Origin of the sequence: Brevibacterium ihuae, from assembly GCF_900184225.1 — a bacterium.
GTDB classification, from domain to species: domain Bacteria; phylum Actinomycetota; class Actinomycetes; order Actinomycetales; family Brevibacteriaceae; genus Brevibacterium; species Brevibacterium ihuae.
Map to the genome: position 1 here is coordinate 1488286 of NZ_FXWZ01000003.1, position 19893 is coordinate 1508178.

A 19893-nucleotide genomic window follows, 5' to 3' on the forward strand; every position below is an offset into this window, starting at 1 on the left:
GGCGCCGTCGTCCCCAGTCTACGTGCATGCGCCGCGCACGGGCGGCGGGCCAGGTGAACTGTTGCTGAACCGGCCCGTCCGGTCCTGAGCAAATACCCAGACTGTCCGCCCGGACCGGTGTGCGCACGACCGGTCCGACCGGGATTCAGCCGAGGTGGGCGAGCGTGATCGAGTGGAGGGCACCGTCGCCGGTGTGGAGGTATCCCGTTCCGGTCTTCACGGTGTCGACGTACATGCTCCGGTTCATCCGGATGCCGAGGATCTCCGCGTCGCTGCTCGACTGCGGGCAGATGACGATGCCGCACCGGCCCTTGCGCGCCGCGGCGTGCCAGCCGCTGAAGCCGCTGCCGAGCTCGGCGGAGCCGCCGGCGAGCAGCAGCGCGTTGCCCGCATCGCCCGCGGTGGAGATCCATTTCTTGAGGAACGAGGAGGCGGTGCAGTCCTTCTTGACGAGCTCGGCGTCGTCGATCGCGATGACGACGTCGCGCGGGTGCTCGGCGAGCAGCGCGGTGAGCTCCTTGGGGTCGGGATCGTCGGTCGTCAGGTGGCCGAGCACCCCCGGGTGCTCGGCGAGAGCGGCGGCGGGCGAGCGCCGCGGGGTGATGAGGACCATGTGCTTGCCGTGGTCGAGGAGCTGGCGGGCCATGACGGCGAACGAGGTGCTCCGGCCCGACTTGGGCGGGCCGCCGATGATGAAGACCGGCGCCTGCGCGAAGTCCGCTCCCTGTGCCGTGAGATCGTCGCCGCCGACCCCGGCGAGCGCGAACCACGGGTTGGCCTCCTGCTCGTCCGTGCGGAACTCGAGGGCCTTCTCGAGCGTGACGGTCTTGGGGAGCACGTCGACGCGGAACGGGCGCCGCGAGCGCGGGACCGCTCCGGCGCGCTCCTTCGCCGCCGTTCCGATCGACCGGAGGACGGCAGCCTGACCCTGTGCCGACAGATCCTCGCTGAGCACGGCGATCTGCGTCTCGACCTGGCCGTCGACCATGAACCCGCGGCCCGGCGGGATCTCCTCCGGGATGTTCCGCGGCACGAGTCCGGCACCGGAGTACTCGGTGCGCTCGTTGAGCCGGAGCACGAGGCGATCCTCGGTCTGGGAGATCATCCGGAAGTTGTTGAGGCTCCGGTCGCCGGTGACGATGCAGTGGATCCCGACGCTCGCGCCGTCGCTCAGCAGCGACATCACCGTCGACTGGAGCTTGCCGTTGTCGAGCTCGGACAGGGAGCTGATGAATCCCTCCCAGCGGTCGATGAAGAACACGATGTGGGGCAGGCGCGCGTCGTCCGCGGCCGCCTCGCGCTGCTCGGTGATCGAGGCGTACCCGCCGTCGGCGAGGAGCTCCTGCCGGCGGGTCACCTCGTCCTGCAGGCGGGAGAGGAGGCGGCGGGCGCGCTCGGGCTGGGTGCGCAGCACTACGGCGCCGGTGTGCGGCAGCTCGGTGAGGGGGAGCAGGCCGCCGGTGCCGCAGTCGAGGCCGTAGAGATGGACGTCGGCGAGACCCGTCGCCCGGGACAGCGCACCGGCGATCGTCCGCACCGCCTGCGTCCGTCCGCTCCGACCGGCGCCGACGACGAACTTGTGGCCGAGCGTCCGGAAGTCGATCGTCTCGACCGCCTGCGCCTGCCGCTCCGGCCGATCGGTCAGCGCCCAGGCGACCGGGGGGATCGCCGTCGCCGGGTCGACGGACGGCGCGCCCGCCCGCGCGTCGAGCTCCTCGAGAGTGAGGATCTCGGGCAGGGCATCGAGCCAGGGGCGGTGCTGGGCGGGGATCGCCTCGTCCCGGTCGGCGTCGATGATCGCACCGACGAGGACGGAGAGATCGGTGATCTCGACGTCGCCCTCGTCGACCTTCTGCTTCGGCCGGGCGGGCCAGGGACGACCGAAGTCCTCCCAGCCGACCTCGCTGACGAACGGCTTCGGGATCTGTCTCGGGCCGCCGCCGGGCTTGCGACCGCCCACCCGGCCGGCCTGGAACGGGACGAGCGTGGAGGCGCCGAGCCGGGCGTAGCCGCGTCCGGGATGGTGCTTGCCGATCGTCGAGGCCGCGGGCGAATCGATGACATCGGTGCTCTCGCCCTTGTCGGTGACGCGCAGCGCCACGCGGAGGTTGGTGTTCGCGCGGATCTCCGGGGAGACGACTCCGGAGGGGCGCTGCGTGGCGAGGATGAGGTGGATGCCGAGCGAGCGGCCGCGCTGGGCGATGTTGACGAGACCGGTGACGAAGTCCGGGAGGTCGCGGACCATCGAGGCGAACTCGTCGATGACGATGAGCAGCCGGGGGAGCGGGGCGAGCTCGGGGCGCTTGGCCCGGAGATCGGTGTAGTCCTCGATGTCCTTGGCCTCGACGTCGGCGAGGATGTGCTCGCGCCGGTTGAGCTCCGCGGTGAGCGAGGTGAGCGCCCGCTCGACGAGATGGGAGTCGAGATCGGTGACCATGCCGACGGTGTGCGGCAGCTTGACGCAGTCCTTGAAGGCCGAGCCGCCCTTGTAGTCGACGAGCACGAAGGTCATCGCGTCGGGGCGGTTGACGATCGCGAGCGCGGCGACGAGCGTCTGGAGGAACTCCGACTTGCCGGAGCCGGTGGTGCCGGCGACGAGGCCGTGCGGGCCGTCCTTGCGGATGTCGAGGGCGATCGGCCCGTCGAGGGACATGCCGATGACCGCTTCGGTCGACCGGCCGATCCGGCTCCAGTAGCTGCGGATGCCCGCGGAATCGGGGTCCTCGAGGCGCATGACCTCGAGGAGGCGGCAGGAGTCGGGCAGCGCGGAGTCCGCGTCCTCGTCGGTGGCGTCGATGATCGGTGACATCGATCGGGCGAGGCGATTGAACCAGCCGGGGGCCGGCTGGTCGGCGAGCGAGGTCTCGACGACCTTCGACTTCTGCTGGCTCACCCGGACGTAGGAGGCGTCGACCTGGACGGCGATCGAGTTGCACTCCTCCGGGAGCAGACGCTCCTCGCGGTCGACGCAGATCGAGTACACCCCGACCTTCGGACCGTCCTTGAGGATCTGGGTCATGCCCGGCAGCGCGCGGAGGCGGCGGGCGTCCTCGACGAGGACGACGACGTCCTCCCACGGGCTCTCGCCGACACGCGGCGAGGACAGCACCTCGAGGCGCGCCTTGACCAGCGCCGACAGCTCGGACACCCGGGTGGCGAGCGTGTCGGTGTCGGTGCCGAGCGTTCGCACCGCGTCCTGGCCGTGCATCGGGACGGCATGGGGGAGCCACCGGATCCAGCTCCACCGGTCGGCGTCGTCGGCTCCGCCGAGGACGCAGATCTGGACGTCGTTGGGGGAGTGGAGCGCCGCCACCTGGGCGATGAGCCAGCCCGCGGTGCGTCCGGTGAAGTCGGCGGTGCCGGCCACCCCCACCACGCCCGCGTTCTGGAGCGGGATGTAGACCGGGACCTCGACGATCTCCTGCGTCGACTTCCGGAGGTGGTCGACCTCGTCGGGATCGACGAGGACGACCTCGGACTCGAGGGAGGCGAGTCCCACGCGCAGCCACATGTAGTCCGGATTGTCGTCGCGCCGCTCCCACAGCGCGGTCTGCGGACCGGCGGCGTTGAGGAGGAGCGTCCCCGGGTCGGGGCCGACCACTCGGCGGTGGGCGCGCTCATCGGCGACCGCCTGCACCATGTCCGCCTCGACCTTCGCGCGCTTCTCGCGGTACTCGGCCATCTCCTGCTGGTACGTCTTCTTCCCGGTGACCTTGCGCTGGAAGTAGTTGCCGATCATCATCATCGGCGACAGGATCGCGAAGATCGCGTAGCGCATCGAGCCGAGCAGCGTGACCATGACGATGGCGAACACGATCGGCAGGAAGATTATGACGATGGGGAAGCCCTGGAACCGCGGGGGCTGCGGTTTCGTCGGCAGGGTGAACTTCGTCTCCGGGTCCGGCGGCAGGATGCGCGGGGGGCGGTTGAAGTCGTACCCGGTGCCGGTGTCCGAGGCGGTGACCGCGGCGTACCGGATCTCCGGGGCGGCGACGGTGAGCACGCTGTCGCCGACGCGCAGGAAGGCGCCGAAGCCCCACGTGGTGAACCCGGCGACCTCCTCGCCGTCGATCCACATCGGGCGGCCCTCGACGGGGTGCACCTCGACCGCGCCGTCCTCGAACACCGTGAGCGGCAGGCCGCCGAGGTCGGGCAGACCGGGCAGGTCGACGCCCCCGCCGCCGAGCGTCCACTCCCCGGGGGTGAGCCAGGCGACCGCCCCGGCCCCGAGGCCGCCGACGACCTGGATCCGGATCGTTCCGGTCTCCGACATCGCGAGGGAGTACTCCGGGGCGTCGTAGGAGAGCAGGCACCCGTCGACGATCGGCGAGGCGGTCACGGTGTCCTCGGGGTCGAGGTCGATGCCGTTGACGGAGAAGCGGCGCCCTGCGCCCACCGGGGGGAGGGTCGGCGGCGCATCCGGGCGCCGCGGCACGGATGCGGACCCGGTCCGCCACGGCCCCGTGATGACGGTCGCCGACGGGGCGTCCGCCGCGGCCTCGGCCTCGTGCGCGCTCACCGCGGCGAGCACGGAGCCGCCGGCGACCGCGGGCGGCGCGTCGAGCAGGGACTCGAGCTCGGCGATCAGGCTCCCCACCGTCGCCTCCTCGTCGACGTCGAGGAGGACGTCGAGCGGGGAGTCGAGATCGGGCCCGATGAGGCTGAACGCCAGGCGCATGGTGGTGGGGTCCTCCGGTCTACGCGGTCTCGCGCGCGATGCTCGGGGCGAGCTGCCCGACGAGGGCGTCGGTCTCCGCCTCGGGGCGGGACACCCCGGCGCCGGACAGGGTGCGGTACATCGTCGCCGCGACGGCGGCGGCGCCGTCCGGATCGGTCTCCGAGGTGAGCTCGAGGAGGCGGCGCCACAGACGCTCGGCGGTCGGCACGAGCTCGAGCGCGCGCTCGAGGAACCACACGGCTCCGGCGCGGTTGGACTCCTGCAGGCAGAGCTCGACGGCGCGCTCAGCCATCCCCACGACGATGACGCGGGCGTCGCGACGTGCGGAGTGGAAGGCGATCCACGCGTACCGTCCCGTCGCCCCGGTGTCGAGCAGCGAGCCGCGGGCGCGGGTGAACAGGAGCCCGTAGAGGTCGAGCTCGCCGGCTGTGCCGTACCCGGTCCCCGCGACCTGGTGGAGGAGCCGCCATTCGTCGAGCACGGATTCGTCGAGGGTCCAGCGGCCGTCCTCGAGCGTGCGGAGACGCTCCCCGCCGGACGGGGTCCGGCCGAGCCAGGTCCGGGCATCGGCGATCGCGGACTCGACGACGGAGTCGCCGACGCCGCGCGGCCACACGAGCGAGCGGAGGACCGCGTCGTGGAGGCCCGCGGGATGGAGAGCGACCGCGGTGACGAGCTCGGTGAGCAGCGGCCGGGTGGCCGGATCGACGGGACCGGGCGCCTCGAGGACCACCGGGCCGAGGACCCGCAGCGCCGCCGCCGGCTTGTCGACGAGGGCGCTGCGGAGCGCGGAGGAGGACACGGCGGGAACCGGGAGGGCGCCGCCGCCGGGCGTGTCCGGCGACTCCGGGTCGCCGAGGACGCGGGCGGCGGCACGCTGCGCGAATGCGGCCGACGACGTCGACGAGAGCTCGCTCTCGGCCGCCGCGCGCGCCGTGTCGGCGTGGCGGAACAGCCCTGCGAGCTCGTCGGCCTGGGCGGCGGACAGGCGGCGGGCGGTGCCGTGGAGGTTGAAGACGTCGATCGCGAACTCCTCGCCGGTGACCCGGGCGACCCAGCGCGAACCGGCCGTCCGACCGAGACCGACGACGGCGAGCGGGGTGCGGCCCCGACCGAGGAGGGCGTTGATCCGCTCGAGCTCGTCGGCGGTCGGCGCGGCGGAGCAGAACACCACGCGCGGCCGCGCGCGCTCCGGCGTGCGGGCGCTGCGACCGGCGAGGATGCCGGAGATGCCGAGCTTCTCGTGGATCTCGGAGGTCTGCGAGAGGTCGGCCTCGATCTCGTCGAGGATCGCGGTGAGCGAATCCGCGGCGCGGATCCGGTCGGGAGCGAGGGCGGACAGGTCGGTGCCGAATCCCACCATGTCGACCGCGACCCCGTCGGACCACACGTTCGTCGCGAGCTCCGCGGCCATCGACATCAGGGATTCCCGGGCGGCGAGCTCGTCCCCGTCCAGGGAGACGAGACCGGGCGCGGACTCGAGGTCGAGGAGGATCTCGTAGCCCGCCGCCGAGGCGACGTTGACGAGGGCGGGGTAGGGGGCCGGGACGGCGGCCTGCTCGGCCGGCACGTCGGCGAGGTCGACGATCCAGGCGGTCCCCTCCTCGACCCGGCGCCAGGGCCACGGCGGGGGGGGGGTCGCGCCCGAGGCGGGGTGGAGCACGACGTTGTCCGGCCCGGCCATGACGACGGTCGCCTCCGGGAGCGCGGTCCCGGTCTCCCGGCAGCCGAGGGCGAGGGAGCGCAGCGCCCGATCGAGGTCGAAGGCGAGCTCGGTGTTCTCCGCGAGCCGGAGCATGCGCTCGTCGGACACCTCGGCGAAGGGGCCGCGGCGGGCGGTGAGGGCGAGCAGCAGGCCGGCGGCGAGCAGTCCGCCGCCGAGCGCGTGGCGCACCCCGGCGCGCGGGGATGACGCATCGGCGAGCGCCTCGGGCAGCCCGGTGTCGATCGACCGGGCGGCGGCGCTGTGGGCGGCGGCCTCCTCGGCGTGGACGGCGGTGCCGTCCTGCGCACCGGCGGCCCCCGCAGTGCTCTGCGCGGCGGATGCCCCGGCCGCGGAGCGGGTCCCGTCCGCGGTGAACACCGCGGCGGCGGACGAGGGGGTGAAGACATGGAGTCCCTCGCCGCGCGCATCGGCGGGCATGTGCAGGGTCCAGCCCGGATAGATGAGATCCGCGTCCCGCAGCCGGGTGCCGTCGGGCTGCTCCTTGTCCTTGTTGAGCTGGTAGATCTCCTTGTAGCGCATGCCGTCGCCGAGGTACCGCTCGGAGATGTCCCACAGGGTGTCGTAGTGGCGCCCCTGCTGCGGCTGGACGACGTAGGTGATGATCGAGCCGTCCGCGGCGGCGGCCCCGTCCGGTGCGGCCGCCGCAGCCTCGATGCGGGCCTCGGAGGCGGCGACGTTGGACTGCACGACCTCGAGCTCGTGGCTCGAGCGCTCGTACTCCGCCGCGGCGGCTCGGTCGACCGCGGAATCCGAGGCGAGGCCCTGGAAGCTCGGGGTGATCGATGCGGCCCCGAGGAGCAGCATGATCGAGGCGACCATCCGGCGGGTGAGGATCCCGCCCCCGCCCGGGGCCAGTCCGTGGCCGGAGAGCCGGCGGTTCCGGAAGAACCGGACGAACTCGACGACGAGGCTGAGGGTGAACCAGGCCCACGCGATCCAGAGGACGATGACGAAGACGTCGATGATCATCCCGGTGTCGAGCCCCGCGGTGAGCACCGTCCCGGGGGTGCCGAGGAATCCCGCGAAGGGATTGCCGACGAGGGCGACGAGGAGCACCGGCACGACGACGACGAGGAGGACGGCGCCGATGATCGCGGCGATGCCCTTGAGCACATCCTGCCGGCGCGAGCCGCTGGGCTCGGAGCTGCGGTTCGGGAGGCGGGTGGTCGGGGTGTAGGTCATAGCGCCTGCTTTCGAGGGGAGGGGATTCGACGGTGCCCGGGGATCACGGCACCGCGAGGGTCTGCACGTCGCGGACGGGGACGCGGGTGAGGCCGCCGCGCCGGACGAGCGCCTCGCTCTGCGTCGGGGTGCCCTCCGGGAAGTTCGTCCAGTCGTCGCCGGGGCCCTCGCGATACTGGACCTGCCAGTACGCGTAGCCCTGCGCCCGGTAGACGTCGTCGGGCTGGGAGGCCGAGGAGCGGGTGTAGCGGTGCCAGCACGAATTGGGCGAGGACTGTCGGGTGGCGGCGTCGGCGGCCATGATGTCGGCACCCTCGCAGAACACCATCGGCTTGCCGTCCCCCTCGCCCTCGGGGTGGACCTCGAGCCGGTGGAGGTAGGCGCGCATCTCGATGCCGGCGACCGCGATCGTGTCCATGTACTGGACCTCGCCGGGTCGGATCTCCGAGGCGTCCTGGACCTTCATGAAGAACCGGGTGTCGCTGTTGACCCGCGCGGCGTCCTCGGGGCGCACCTCGATGAAGGTCGGCGGGAAGGTCGAGGACTCCCAGGCGGCCTCGATGAGTTCGTCCTGCTCGGGGGTGAGCGTGATGACCTCGTGCGGGGGCAGGATCGCGTAGCTCGTCGAGAACTCGATGTCGCGCGGGGTGTCCTCCTGGAGGTGGAGCTCGTCGTAGTTCTCGATGCAGTTGGTGACGTAGCGCTTCTCACCGGGGGCGAGGTCACCGCTCTGTGCGTTCGGCGGCAGGTCCTTGTGCCAGCACTCCGGGAAGGGCGGGACGAGCTGCCAGAACCGCTCCTCCTCGACGCCGAGGAACTCGCCGATGGTGATCCGCTCGCCGATCCCGCCCCCGGCCGACGGGCAGTAGGCGCCGAAGCCGTACTCGTTGGCGTACATGAAGCACGACTGGCCCTCGGAGCCCTCGAACCCGGAGGTGTGGGAGGTGTCCCCGGGCGGCATGCCGACCTCGGATCCGGGAGCCGCACTCACCGGGACGGCGGGTGCGAAGGCGAGGAGCGCGAGGACGAGCACGCCGACGGCGCGGGCGAGGCCGGCGTAGAAGCGCTTGACCGCCCGGGCCTCCGGGGTGTCGTTCGTCTTGCGGAGCTCCTCATCGAGGGCGCCGTCGGAACCGGGCTCGGGGGCGCCGGCGGGTTTCCTCCGTCTCGAGGGGGATCTCGCTGCAGTCGTAGTCGAAGTCGTGGATCGCGTCGACGCGCCAGTCGGAGCCGTCGCGGACGAGCTCGATCTTGGCGCCCGACGGCGTCCAGCCGCCCACCGGCTCCCCGGCCTCGTTCTCCGCCCAGCCCGCGTCGACGGAGCACCCGACGACGACGGCCGAGCCCCCGGTGCTCGTGACGTGGGTGGCGGTGAAGGGGATGGGCCCGGGGAAGCGCTGCCCGGCGTAGGACTCCATGGTCGCCTCGTTGCGCTCGAAGCGGGCGTCGGTCGACGTGGCCCGGAGGTCGGCGTCGTCCCAGTCGCCGTCGTTGACCGCGCGGGCGAGGCCGGCGTAGAAGCGCTTGACCGCCCGGGCCTCCGGGGTGTCGTTCGTCTTGCGGAGCTCCTCATCGAGGGCGCCGTCGGAACCGGGCTCGGGGGCGCCGGCGGTCGCCGGAGCGGAGGACCCGCCGGCGGACGGTGCGGCCGTCGGCGCGTCCGCCGCCTGTCGGGGTGCCACCTCGGCGTCCTCGGGGCCGCAGGCGGCGAGGACGAGGAGGCCGAGGGTCGCGCCGGCGGCGAGCACTGCGCGGGCAGGGCGAGGGCGGCGTGCGGGCATGCTCGTGCGCCGAGCGGGGAATCGCGTGGATCTGAGCACCGTGCTGCCTTCGGACCTGGGACCTGGGGATCGGCGGCGTCCGGGTGGGGACCGATGGACGCGCACGGTCATCAGTCTAGGAGGCCCCGCCGGGTGATCCAAGTGCTCGGCTCACCGTCCGAACAGCTTGCGGAAGAATCCCTTCTTCCGCGGCTCCTCGTCGGACTGCGGGGTGTCCTCCGGCCGCTCCCGGTCCTCGGCGGCCGGTGCGGGCACCGGTTCGGCCGGGGCGGGGGCGGGTTCGGGCTCCACGGGACCCGGGTCGACGGGTGCGGGCTCCACCCGGGACCCGGTTCGACGGGTGCGGGCTCCGCCGGCTCGGGTTCGATCGGCGCCGGTCGCGGCTCCGGACGCGGCTCGGGGGCCGGCGCCTCGGGAGCGGACTCCGGCTCCGGGGCGGGTGCGGTCTCCGCCGCAGGCGACTCGGGTGCCGGCTCGGGAGATGGCTCGGTGACCGGTGGTGCGGGTGTCGGTTCCGGGGCGGGCGCCGGGGTCGGCTCCGCGGGTACCGCATCGGTGGAGCGGTGCGCGGCGAACTCCTCGGCGGCCTCGCCCTCGAGCGGGGAGTGCATCTGGCAGTTGGTGATCCGGCGCTGCTCGTCGACCGTGACATCGGCCCAGCCGTCGGCGGCGAGCGCCCGCAGGGTGCCGTCAGGACGCATGAGGAGCGGGAACCCGCGGTGCGAGGCATAGGCCTGGAGAGCCTCGACGTGGTCGCTCACGGTGGTCTCGGTGAGCCCCTGCGCCATCGAGCGCACGATGCTCTTGATCTGCGGCTCCGGCAGCTCGAGCTCCGGGGATTCGACGAGCATCCACACGACGGTTCCGCCCCCCGCGGCGGCCGGGTAGTGGGCCCAGACGCCGGTGATCTCCTTGGCCGCGAGGGTGAGCCGGAGCGGCATCTCCTCGTCGGCGTCGAACTCGTCGAGGGTGAGCTCCCCGATCTCCCGGGCGGCGCCGTAGCGGCGCACCTCGTGGGAACGGGCGACGACGGGGTCGGGGAAGCCGTTGATGTTGTCCCAGCCCCAGTGCCACGTGCGCGGCGAGTCGGCCACCGTGCCGATGAGATGCGCGGTCGTGGACAGCGGCTGCTCCCCGGCGAACTCGAGGCGCGGATCGGCCGAGAAGTCGACCTCCCACTCCGCGCCGGCGATCCGCATCCCGAATCGCGTCTGCATCTCGGTGGAGAAGAAGATGGCCCGGTTGACGAGGCTCTGCAGGGAATCGCTCATGGCCCCAGACTACTGGACGCGCGCCGGGCCGCCCGGGGGAGCGGCCGTCCTCGGGCCGGCTGCGCCGCTGGTCTCAGGCGTCGACGAGGGTGCGGATCACCGAGGTGAAGAATCCCTGCCCGTCGACTCCGGAGCGCAGCCCGCTCGCGCTGTCGGGCCCGAATCCGGGCTCGACCGCGTGCTCCGGGTGCGGCATGAGTCCGACGACGTTGCCGCGCTCGTTGGTGATCCCGGCGATGTCGCGGCGCGAGCCGTTGGGGTTGCCGCCCACGTAGCGGAACACCACTCGGCCGGACTCCTCGAGCTCGTCGAGCACCGGTTCGGGGGCCATGAATCCTCCCTCGCCGTTCTTGAGCGGGATGAGGATCTCCTGGTCCGCGGCGAAGCTCGCGGTCCACGCGGTGTCGGCGTTCTCCACGCAGAGCACCTGGTCGCGGCAGATGAACTGCTGGGAGTCGTTGCGCACGAGCGCACCGGGCAGCAGTTGCGCCTCGCACAGCACCTGGAAGCCGTTGCAGATCCCGAGCACCGGCATGCCGCCGCGGGCGGCGTCGACGACCGCGTCCATGATCGGTGCGAAGCGGGCGATCGCGCCGCAGCGGAGGTAGTCGCCGTAGGAGAAGCCGCCGGGCAGGATCACCGCGTCGATGTCGGTGAGCGTGGTGTCCGCGTGCCAGAGATTCACGGCCCGGGCCCCGGACAGGGTCACCGCACGGGCGGCATCGCGGTCGTCGAGGGTGCCGGGGAAGGTGACGATGCCGACCCGGACGCCCTCGGCGCCGGGCAGGGTCGTGGTGGATTCGGCCGCTCCGATGAGCGGACCGCCGGCGGTGTAGCGGGTGCGGTCGCCGCTCACCGGGCACCGGCCCCGGCGTCGTCGTTCGCCTCGGCGACGGAGTCCGAGGCGGCGCCCACGGGAGTGCGGGGGTGGCTCGGGGTCGGGGCGTCGGGGACTTCGGTGACGGCGACGACGTCCTCGATGACCGGGTTCGACAGGAGCGTCGAAGCGGCCTCCTTCACCTGGGCGAGCACGTCCGCGGTGACGGCCCCGTCGACGGTGAGCTCGAACCGCTTGCCCTGCCGGACATCGGTGAACCCGGTGAGCCCCAGACGATCGAGGCCCGAGGAGATCGCCTTGCCCTGGGGATCGAGGATCTCCGGCTTCGGCATGACTTCGACGACGACACGTCCCATGGTGCTCCTTGCAGATCGCGTGATGCCGCGGACGGCGGCGGGGCGCGCCGCGCGCGCCGGACACCGCCGAGTCTACCAACGCCGGGCGGTCATCCCGTCCCGAGCACGGTGCGGAGCGCGGCCTCGATCTCCGCAGCGGCGCGCTCGGCCTCGTCGCGCCCGAGGCGGTAGGGGTCGGCGATGTCGTCGAGGTGCCCGGCGGAGGGTGCGGCGACGTCGGCGGACGGCGGATCCCACGCCCGCACCCGGCCGGTCTCGACGAGCCGGGCGTAGGGCCGGAGCACCACGGTGCGCCCGGCGGCCTCGGGCCACGTCGTGACGACGTGGTCGCGGTGGGACCGGGTGAGGCACACGATGAGATCGGCGTCGTCGATCCCCGCCGCATCGAGCTGCGTGCTCGAGAAGTCGTCGGTCCGGGCGCCGAGCCGGTTCAGGCACGCGGCCATCGGCGGGTCGATGCCGAGGTCGGCGAGCAGGTGGGTGCCGGTGCTCGTGTAGCGGGTGCCCGGGTCGAGGTGGGCGGCGAGGCGCTCGGCGAAGGGGGAGCGGCACGTGTTGCCCGTGCACACGAACATCACCGTCGTCGGCGGCCCGGCCGCTCCGTCCTGCTCCGCCATCGGTTCGATTCCCGTCGCGGCGCCGCTCAGAGCGGGAAGGTCTCGCCGGTGATGCGCTCGAAGGCCTCGACGTAGCGGGCGCGCGTCCGCTCGATGATCTCGGCGGGCAGCTCCGGCGGCTCCTCCGCGGAGTCCATGTCCCAGCCGGAGGCCTCGGAGGTCAGCCAGTCGCGGACGAACTGCTTGTCGAAGCTCGGCTGGGAGCGGCCGGGGGCGTACGCCGCGGCGTCCCAGAACCGGGACGAGTCCGGGGTGAGGACTTCGTCGGCGAGGAGGATCGTGCCGGTCCGGTCGCGCCCGAACTCGAACTTCGTGTCGGCGAGGATGATGCCGCGCTCGCGGGCGATCTCCTCGGCCCGTGTGTAGATCCGGAGCGTGACGTCGCGGAGCTCCTCCGCGTCGTCGGCGCCGACGATCTCCGCGGCCCGCTCGAAGCTGATGTTCTCGTCGTGATCGCCGATCTGCGCCTTCGTCGCCGGGGTGAAGATCGCCGGCTCGAGCTTGTCGGACTCCCCGAGCCCGGCAGGCAGCTTCACGCCGCACACCGCGCCGGTGCGCCGGTAGTCGGCGAGCCCGGAGCCGGTGAGGTAGCCGCGGGCCACGCATTCGATGGGGAACATGTCGAGCGGGCGGCACACCATGCCGCGGCCGGCCACCGCCGCCGGCACCTCGGTCGAGGTCACGTGGTTGCCGATGACGTCGGAGAGCTGGTCGAACCACCACAGGGTGAGACCGGTGAGGACGACGCCCTTGTCGGGGATCTCCGAGCGGAGCACGTGGTCGTAGGCGGAGATCCGGTCGGAGGCGACCATGAGGACGCGGTCGGCGCCCTCGAGGGTGCCGACCTCGGACGGCACGTAGAGGTCGCGCACCTTCCCGGAGTACACGTGGGTCCAGCCGGGGAGGTCGTACTGCGGGGTGTCGATCATGGCTGTTCCTTCGGGTCGGGGGCGGCCCGGGGATCCGGGCGCCGGGGTGTCAGGAGGGGTCCGCGGCGGTGCCGGGGACGGCGACCTCGCCGGCCGCGGCGGCGCGCGCGATGTCGGAGCGGTGCTGCTCGCCCTCCCACGAGATGAGGCCGACGGCCTCGTAGGCCCGCTCGCGGGCGGCGGCGAGATCCGCTCCGGTGGCGACGACGGAGAGCACCCGCCCGCCGGCGGTGACGATCTCGCCCTCGACCGAGGTCGCGGCGCCGGCGTGGAGGACCATGACGCCCGGCAGGGCGGCGGCCTCCTCGAGCCCGGCGATCGGGTCGCCGGTGCGGGGCGCCTCGGGATAGCCCTCCGCGGCCATCACCACGGTGACTGCGGCGTCCGGGGACCAGGCGAGCGGACCGAACTCGGCGAGTCGGCCCTCGGCGGCGGCGAGGAGGGTCTGGGCCAGTGGGGATTCGAGGCGGGCGAGCACGGACTGGGTCTCCGGGTCGCCGAACCGGACGTTGAACTCGATGACCTGGAGACCCTGCGGGGTGAGGGCGAGGCCGCAGTACAGCAGGCCGATGAAGGGCGCACCGCGGCGGGCCATCTCGTCGACGACGGGCTGGGCGACCCGGGCGACGATCTCGTCGACCATGCCCGGCGGGGCCCAGGGGAGCGGCGAGTACGCGCCCATCCCCCCGGTGTTCGGACCCGCGTCGCCGTCGTGGATGCGCTTGAAGTCCTGGGCGGGCTCGAGCGGGACCGCGGTGGTGCCGTCGCACAGCACGAACAGGGACACCTCGGGACCGGACAGGTGGTCCTCGACGACGACCCGGTCGGATACGCTCAGGCAGGATTCGGCATGGGCGAGGGCCGCGGCGCGGTCCTCGGTGACGACGACGCCCTTGCCGGCGGCGAGACCGTCGGCCTTGACGACGTGCGGGGCGCCGAACCGGTCGAGCGCGGCGGCCGCCTCCGCCGCGGTGGTGGCGGCGACCGCTGCGGCGGTGGGCACACCGGCGGCGTCCATGACGTCCTTCGCATAGGCTTTCGAGCCCTCGAGGGCGGCGGCCTCCTGGCCGGGGCCGAACACCGCGAACGACGCTGCGCGCAGCGCGTCGGCGACCCCGGCGACGAGCGGCGCCTCCGGCCCGACGACGACGAGGTCGACGTCGAGCTCCTCGGCGAGCGCGACCGCCGCGCGGGGATCCGTGGCGTCGAGCGGCCGGGTCTCGCACAGCATCCCGATCCCGGGATTCCCCGGCGCGGCGATGACCGCATCGACCTGCGGATCGCGGGAGAGCGCGGCGGCCAGGGCATGTTCGCGGGCTCCGGGCCCGATGACGAGAACCTTCACGCTCCCAGCCTAATACGGCGGCCGCCGCCCGGGTGCCCCGATAGTGTGGACCCATGAGTCCACAGACGCTGCAGACCTTCACCGCCGACGCCGCCGTCGAACTCGCCGTCATCGAGCGCTCCGGCTTCGTCGAGTCCCGACACCTCGGATCGGCCGTCCTCGTCGACCCCGACGGCGCCGTGCTCATCGAGCTCGGGGACGCCTCGGCGCCGGTGCTCACCCGCTCCGCGCTCAAGCCGCTCCAGGCGCTCGCGTGCCTCGAGATGGGGGTGCCGCTGGCCGACGAATCCCTCGTGCTCGCCACCGCCTCCCACCGGGCGTCGGAGGAGCACGTCGAGGTCGTCTCCCGGATGCTCGAGTCCGTGGGGCTGGGACCGGCGGACCTGCAGTGCCCGTCCGTCGCTCCGGCCGACCGCGGCAACCGGATGCGCACCCGGATGGAGGGCACGATGATGTCCCCGCTCCACTTCAACTGCTCGGGCAAGCACGCGACATTCCTCATGGCGCAGGAGCTCGGCGGCCACGACACCGCGGCTTATCTCGACCCGGACTCCGCGGTGCAGCGGCAGGTCTCCCGGACGGTCGAGGAGTTCTGCGGAGCGCCCTCGGACTTCGTCGGGATCGACGGCTGCGGGGCGCCGGTCCACGCGATGTCGCTCACCCGGCTCGCACGGGGGATCGGCCGGCTCGCCGCGGGCTCGACCGAAGCGGCCCGCACCCTGCGCGACGCGATCCTCGCCCATCCGTGGGCGATCGAGGGCCGCGGCAGGCCGAACACCGTCGTCATCGAGAAGCTCGGCATCCTCGCGAAGTTCGGTGCCGAGGGTGTCATGGTCATGGCCACTCCCGGCGGCCCGGCCGTCGCCGTCAAGTGTCTCGACGGGTCGAGCCGACCCACCACCCTCGTCGCGCTCGAGCTCCTCGCGGCGGCCGGAGCGCTGCCCGCCGAGCAGGTCGTCCCGGTGCTCGCCGAGCTCGACGAGCGGGTGACCGGCGGCGTGGCCGGCGACGGGACCCCGGCCGTCGTCGGCGCGATGCGCTCCTCGGCCGCGCTCGTGGCCGCAGGCGAGCAGCTGGGCCGCGCATGAGCATCCGGCGCCGCATCGATCCGACCGCCGGGCACGAGGCGCTCGTCGCCTGGGTCCAGGCCCGGCGCACCGGGGCCGCTCCGGCCCCGCGCGCCACCGTGGCCACCGCGGTGCGCTTCACCCTCGAGGAGCTCGCGACGCGCAATGAGGGCAATTCCGTCGAGGTGCGGATCCCGCCGTTCGGCGTCACGCAGTGCATCGCGGGTCCGCGGCACACCCGCGGCACCCCGCCGAACGTCGTCGAGACCGACCCGGAGACGTGGCTCGCAGTGGCGGTGGGGGAGACCCCGTTCGCCGAGGCGCTCTCCGCCGGCCGGATCGCCGCCTCGGGCACGCGCGCCGATCTCGGACAGGCGACCCCGCTGTTCGACTCCGCGGAGCTGTTCGAGGCCTGAGGAGTCGGGTCCGGTCCGGCGGCACCGCCCTTCCCGCCCTGCGGCCCCGGCCGAGCGGCACCGCCCGCCCCGCCCTGCGGCTCCAGCCCGGCGTCCGCGATGCGGCGGGTCGTTGCCCCGCGAGCACGTGCGCGAGGACAATGGGCTCCATGACTGCGCAGACCGCCCCGACGTCCTTGTTCATCGACGGCCGCCACGTGCCGGCCCCGGACACCTACGACAACATCGACCCGGCCACCGGCCGGTCCCTCGGAGCGGTCTCCCGCGGCACCGCCGAGGACGTCGACCGGGCGGTCACGGCGGCGGCCCGGGCGCAGCGTGAATGGCGCACGTCCTCTCCGGAGCAGCGCTCGCGGCTCCTCGTCGAGGTCGCCCGGCTCGTCCGCGAGGACCGTGAGACGCTCGCCCGCCTCGAGACCGAGGACACCGGCAAGCCCCTCACCCAGGCGTATGCCGACGCCGACACCTGCGCGCGCTACTTCGAGTTCTACGGGCATGCGATCGAGTCGTACTCCGGGCAGACGATCCCCTTCGACCCGGGGATGCACGCCTACACCCGCCGCGAGCCGTACGGCGTGACGGGGCACATCGTCGCGTGGAACTATCCGCTCCAGCTCATCGGGCGCGCGGCGGCGACCTCGCTCGCCACCGGCAACTGCGCGGTGGCCAAGCCCGCCGACGAGACCCCGCGCACCACCGTGCGGCTCGCCGAGCTCATCGCCCGGGCGGGACTGCCGCACGGCGCCTTCAACGTCGTCACCGGCCTGGGGTCCGAGGCCGGAGCCGCCCTCGCCGCCCACGACGGGGTGGCCCACCTCGGCTTCGTCGGCTCGACCGCGACCGGATCGCTCATCGCCCATGCGGCCGCCGAGCGCGTGGTGCCGACCGTCCTCGAGCTCGGCGGGAAGTCCGCGAACATCGTGTTCGCCGACGCCGACGTCGACGCGGCGATCCCGAGCCTCGTGCGCTCGATCCTGCAGAACGCCGGGCAGACGTGCTCGGCCGGGGCGCGCCTCCTCGTCCACCGCGACGTCCACGCCGAGGTCGTCGACAAGATGGCCGCGGAGTTCGCGCAGGTCACGATCGGCCGCGGGGTCGACGACCCGATGCTCGGCCCGCTCGTGTCCGCCCGGCAGCAGGAGCGGGTGGCCGGGTTCTTCGAGCGGCTGAGCGGCGGCGAGATCGTCACCGGGGGCAGTGCGCCCGAGGGGCTCGGCGAGGACCTGGCCGGCGGAGCCTTCTTCTCCCCGACCATCGTCGACGACGTCGACCCGGCCGCGGAGATCGCCCGCGAGGAGGTGTTCGGCCCCGTCGTCGTCGCGACCGAGTTCACCGACGACGACCAGGCCGTCGCGCTGGCGAACGGCACGGACTACGGCCTCGTGTCGGCGGTGTGGACGAAGGACGTCGGCCGGGCCCACCGGATGGCCGCGGAGATCGAGGCCGGCCAGGTGTTCGTCAACACCTACGGCGCCGGCGGCGGCGTCGAGCTGCCCTTCGGCGGGTTCAAGAAGTCCGGCTACGGCCGGGAGAAGTCGATCGAGGCCTTCGACGAATACACCCAGACGAAGACCGTCGTCATCAAGCTCTGAGGCGGGCCGGGCCCGGCGGGCGGTGTCCGGGACCGCCGCTCCCGGTGAACTAGACTGATGGGCGCACACGACAGCGGCCCGGGGGAGCACATGAAGGACACCATCGACGTCTCGGTGCGGCGGAGTCCGCGGTATTCGGCGTTCATCATCGTCGGCGTCGTCCTCGGCATGACGGTCGGACTCGTCCTCAGCCTGCTGCCCGTCGACACGAGCGCGCTCTCCACGCAGGTGACGCGGGGGTCCGTCGTCTGGATGCTCATGGTCGTCGTCGGGATCGTCGGCGGCTTCCTCGGGGCGATCGTCGCCCTCGTCATCGATCGACGCAGTCTCAAGCGCGCCCGCACCTACCAGGTCGGGGCCGAGTACGAGCAGGCGCGCAGCCGCTCCGCGCGACCGGCCCCGGACGCATCCGCAACCGCCGCCGGTGCGGACCCCGCTCGTGGCGCGGACCCTGCCCCCGCCGGGGATCCCGCCGCCGAGGCGCCCGCCCGGCACCCGGGAACCGGCCCTGTTGCGGGAGCGGACGAGCGGTCCGACATCGCGGACGCCTCGGATCCGGAGTCCGGGCGCGGACCCGCCGGGCCGCGCACTGTGGAAGAATGACGGCGTGGCACGCGCAGATGGACAGCTGACTCACGAGATCGACCCAGGGGACAAGAAGCCGCAGGACGAATGCGGCGTGTTCGGGGTCTGGGCACCGGGCGAGGAGGTGTCCAAACTCGTCTACTACGGCCTCTACGCCCTGCAGCACCGGGGCCAGGAATCCGCCGGCATCGCCGCGAGCAACGGCGAGCAGATCATCGTCTACCGGGACATGGGGCTCGTGTCCCAGGTGTTCGACGAGAACGACCTCGAGACGCTGCCCGGACACATGGCGGTCGGCCACACCCGGTACTCGACCACCGGCTCCTCGACGTGGGAGAACGCGCAGCCGACGCTCGGACCCACCCGCTTCGGCACCGTGGCGCTCGGCCACAACGGCAATCTCACCAACTTCCTCGAGCTCCAGGAGCTCGCCGACACCCGGCAGGAGGAGCGGCAGGAGACGGTCAAGCAGGCGACGCGCAAGAGCAACCGCACGCGCAGCCACCGCGATTCGTCGAACGACACCTCGCTCATCACCGAGCTCCTCGCCTCCGGGGAGGGGGAGAACCTCACCGAGGTCGCTCTCGACCTGTTCCCCCGGCTCGAGGGCGCCTTCAGCCTCGTCTTCATGGACGAGCACACGCTCTACGCCGCCCGCGACCGTCACGGCGTCCGCCCGCTCGCGCTCGGCCGCCTCGAGCGCGGCTGGGTCGTCGCGAGCGAGACCGCGGCGCTCGACATCGTCGGCGCCTCCTTCGTCCGCGCCGTCGAACCCGGTGAGCTCATCGCGATCGACGAGGACGGACTGCGCTCCTACACGTTCGCCGAGCCGGAGCCTGCGCGCTGCGTGTTCGAGTACGTCTACCTCGCACGGCCCGACAGCATCCTCGCCGGCAAGACCGTCCACGCCGCCCGGACGGAGATGGGCCGCGTGCTCGCCCGCGAGTACCCGGTCGACGCCGACATGGTCATCGCGACCCCGGAATCCGGCACCCCGGCAGCGGTCGGCTACGCCGAGGAGTCAGGCATCCCGTTCGGCCAGGGCCTGATGAAGAACGCGTACGTGGGACGGACCTTCATCCAGCCCTCGCAGACGATCCGCCAGCTCGGCATCCGCCTCAAGCTCAACCCGCTGCGCGAGAACATCGAGGGCAAGCGGCTCGTCGTCGTCGACGACTCGATCGTGCGGGGCAACACCCAGCGCGCGCTCGTCCGCATGCTCCGCGAGGCCGGTGCGCGCGAGATCCACATCCGCATCTCCTCCCCGCCGGTGAAATGGCCGTGCTTCTACGGCATCGACTTCGCCACCCGGGCCGAGCTCATCGCGAACGGCCTGTCCACGGACGAGATCTGCCAGTCGCTCGGAGCCGATTCGCTCGGCTACATCTCGCTCGACGGGATGATCTTCGCGACCCAGCAGGAGCGCCGCGAGCTGTGCACCGCGTGCTTCTCCGGCGAGTACCCGATCAGGATCCCGGCGGATGCGACCGCCGTGGAGAGGAGCTGCTGA

At 72.9% G+C, this 19893-nt stretch carries 15 protein-coding genes; 5 read left to right on the plus strand and 10 right to left on the minus strand.

From position 1 onward, the window contains the following. Positions 1 to 145: 145 nt before the first annotated feature. The 10 genes from C1A17_RS11965 to purD all read right to left on the minus strand — a co-directional run bounded on the left by C1A17_RS11965 (position 146) and on the right by purD (position 14723). On the minus strand, positions 146 to 4678 hold the full coding sequence (locus tag C1A17_RS11965; RefSeq protein ID WP_146000633.1) for an FtsK/SpoIIIE domain-containing protein: 4533 nt from the start codon (positions 4676 to 4678) through the stop codon (positions 146 to 148). 19 nt (positions 4679 to 4697) lie between these two features. After that, positions 4698 to 7586 (minus strand): LysM peptidoglycan-binding domain-containing protein, encoded by a 2889-nt coding sequence (locus tag C1A17_RS11970; RefSeq protein WP_101653189.1) that lies wholly within the window; start codon positions 7584 to 7586, stop codon positions 4698 to 4700. Between the two features lie 43 nt (positions 7587 to 7629). After that, positions 7630 to 8619, minus strand: a complete 990-nt coding sequence (locus tag C1A17_RS11975) for a hypothetical protein (RefSeq protein WP_101653190.1) — start codon at positions 8617 to 8619, stop codon at positions 7630 to 7632. A 79-nt stretch (positions 8620 to 8698) separates the two neighbouring features. Further along, positions 8699 to 9367, minus strand: a complete 669-nt coding sequence (locus C1A17_RS11980) for a hypothetical protein (protein WP_146000634.1) — start codon at positions 9365 to 9367, stop codon at positions 8699 to 8701. A 110-nt stretch (positions 9368 to 9477) separates the two neighbouring features. Next, complete coding sequence (locus tag C1A17_RS14275) at positions 9478 to 10638, minus strand: DUF6882 domain-containing protein (protein WP_180953324.1); 1161 nt, start codon at positions 10636 to 10638, stop codon at positions 9478 to 9480. 73 nt (positions 10639 to 10711) lie between these two features. Then, positions 10712 to 11425 carry a phosphoribosylformylglycinamidine synthase subunit PurQ gene (purQ, locus tag C1A17_RS11990; protein ID WP_425427321.1) on the minus strand — a complete coding sequence of 238 codons (714 nt, stop codon included), beginning with the start codon at positions 11423 to 11425 and terminating at the stop codon, positions 10712 to 10714. A gap of 65 nt (positions 11426 to 11490) precedes the next feature. Then, positions 11491 to 11832: a phosphoribosylformylglycinamidine synthase subunit PurS gene (purS, locus tag C1A17_RS11995; RefSeq protein ID WP_101653193.1), complete on the minus strand. Its 342-nt coding sequence runs from the start codon at positions 11830 to 11832 to the stop codon at positions 11491 to 11493. An 89-nt stretch (positions 11833 to 11921) separates the two neighbouring features. Then, positions 11922 to 12449, minus strand: coding sequence for an arsenate-mycothiol transferase ArsC (locus C1A17_RS12000; RefSeq protein ID WP_101653194.1), 528 nt, complete (start codon positions 12447 to 12449; stop codon positions 11922 to 11924). Between the two features lie 26 nt (positions 12450 to 12475). After that, positions 12476 to 13378 (minus strand): phosphoribosylaminoimidazolesuccinocarboxamide synthase, encoded by a 903-nt coding sequence (locus C1A17_RS12005; protein ID WP_101653195.1) that lies wholly within the window; start codon positions 13376 to 13378, stop codon positions 12476 to 12478. 49 nt (positions 13379 to 13427) lie between these two features. Beyond that, positions 13428 to 14723, minus strand: a complete 1296-nt coding sequence (gene purD, locus C1A17_RS12010) for a phosphoribosylamine--glycine ligase (RefSeq protein ID WP_101653196.1) — start codon at positions 14721 to 14723, stop codon at positions 13428 to 13430. Between the two features lie 53 nt (positions 14724 to 14776). On the opposite strand from purD, the gene C1A17_RS12015 reads away from it, so the two are divergent. From C1A17_RS12015 to purF, 5 genes are all read left to right on the plus strand, one after another. Beyond that, on the plus strand, positions 14777 to 15811 hold the full coding sequence (locus C1A17_RS12015; protein WP_101653197.1) for an asparaginase: 1035 nt from the start codon (positions 14777 to 14779) through the stop codon (positions 15809 to 15811). Beyond that, entirely contained in the window at positions 15808 to 16206 is a 399-nt protein-coding gene (locus tag C1A17_RS12020) for a sterol carrier family protein (RefSeq protein ID WP_101653198.1), read from the plus strand. The genes C1A17_RS12015 and C1A17_RS12020 overlap by 4 nt, the downstream gene beginning before the upstream one ends. Before the next feature lie 149 nt (positions 16207 to 16355). Further along, positions 16356 to 17798, plus strand: coding sequence for an aldehyde dehydrogenase family protein (locus C1A17_RS12025; RefSeq protein ID WP_101653199.1), 1443 nt, complete (start codon positions 16356 to 16358; stop codon positions 17796 to 17798). Between the two features lie 57 nt (positions 17799 to 17855). Then, entirely contained in the window at positions 17856 to 18401 is a 546-nt protein-coding gene (locus tag C1A17_RS12030) for a hypothetical protein (RefSeq protein WP_180953325.1), read from the plus strand. A 4-nt stretch (positions 18402 to 18405) separates the two neighbouring features. After that, on the plus strand, positions 18406 to 19893 hold the full coding sequence (gene purF / locus C1A17_RS12035) for an amidophosphoribosyltransferase (protein WP_101653201.1): 1488 nt from the start codon (positions 18406 to 18408) through the stop codon (positions 19891 to 19893).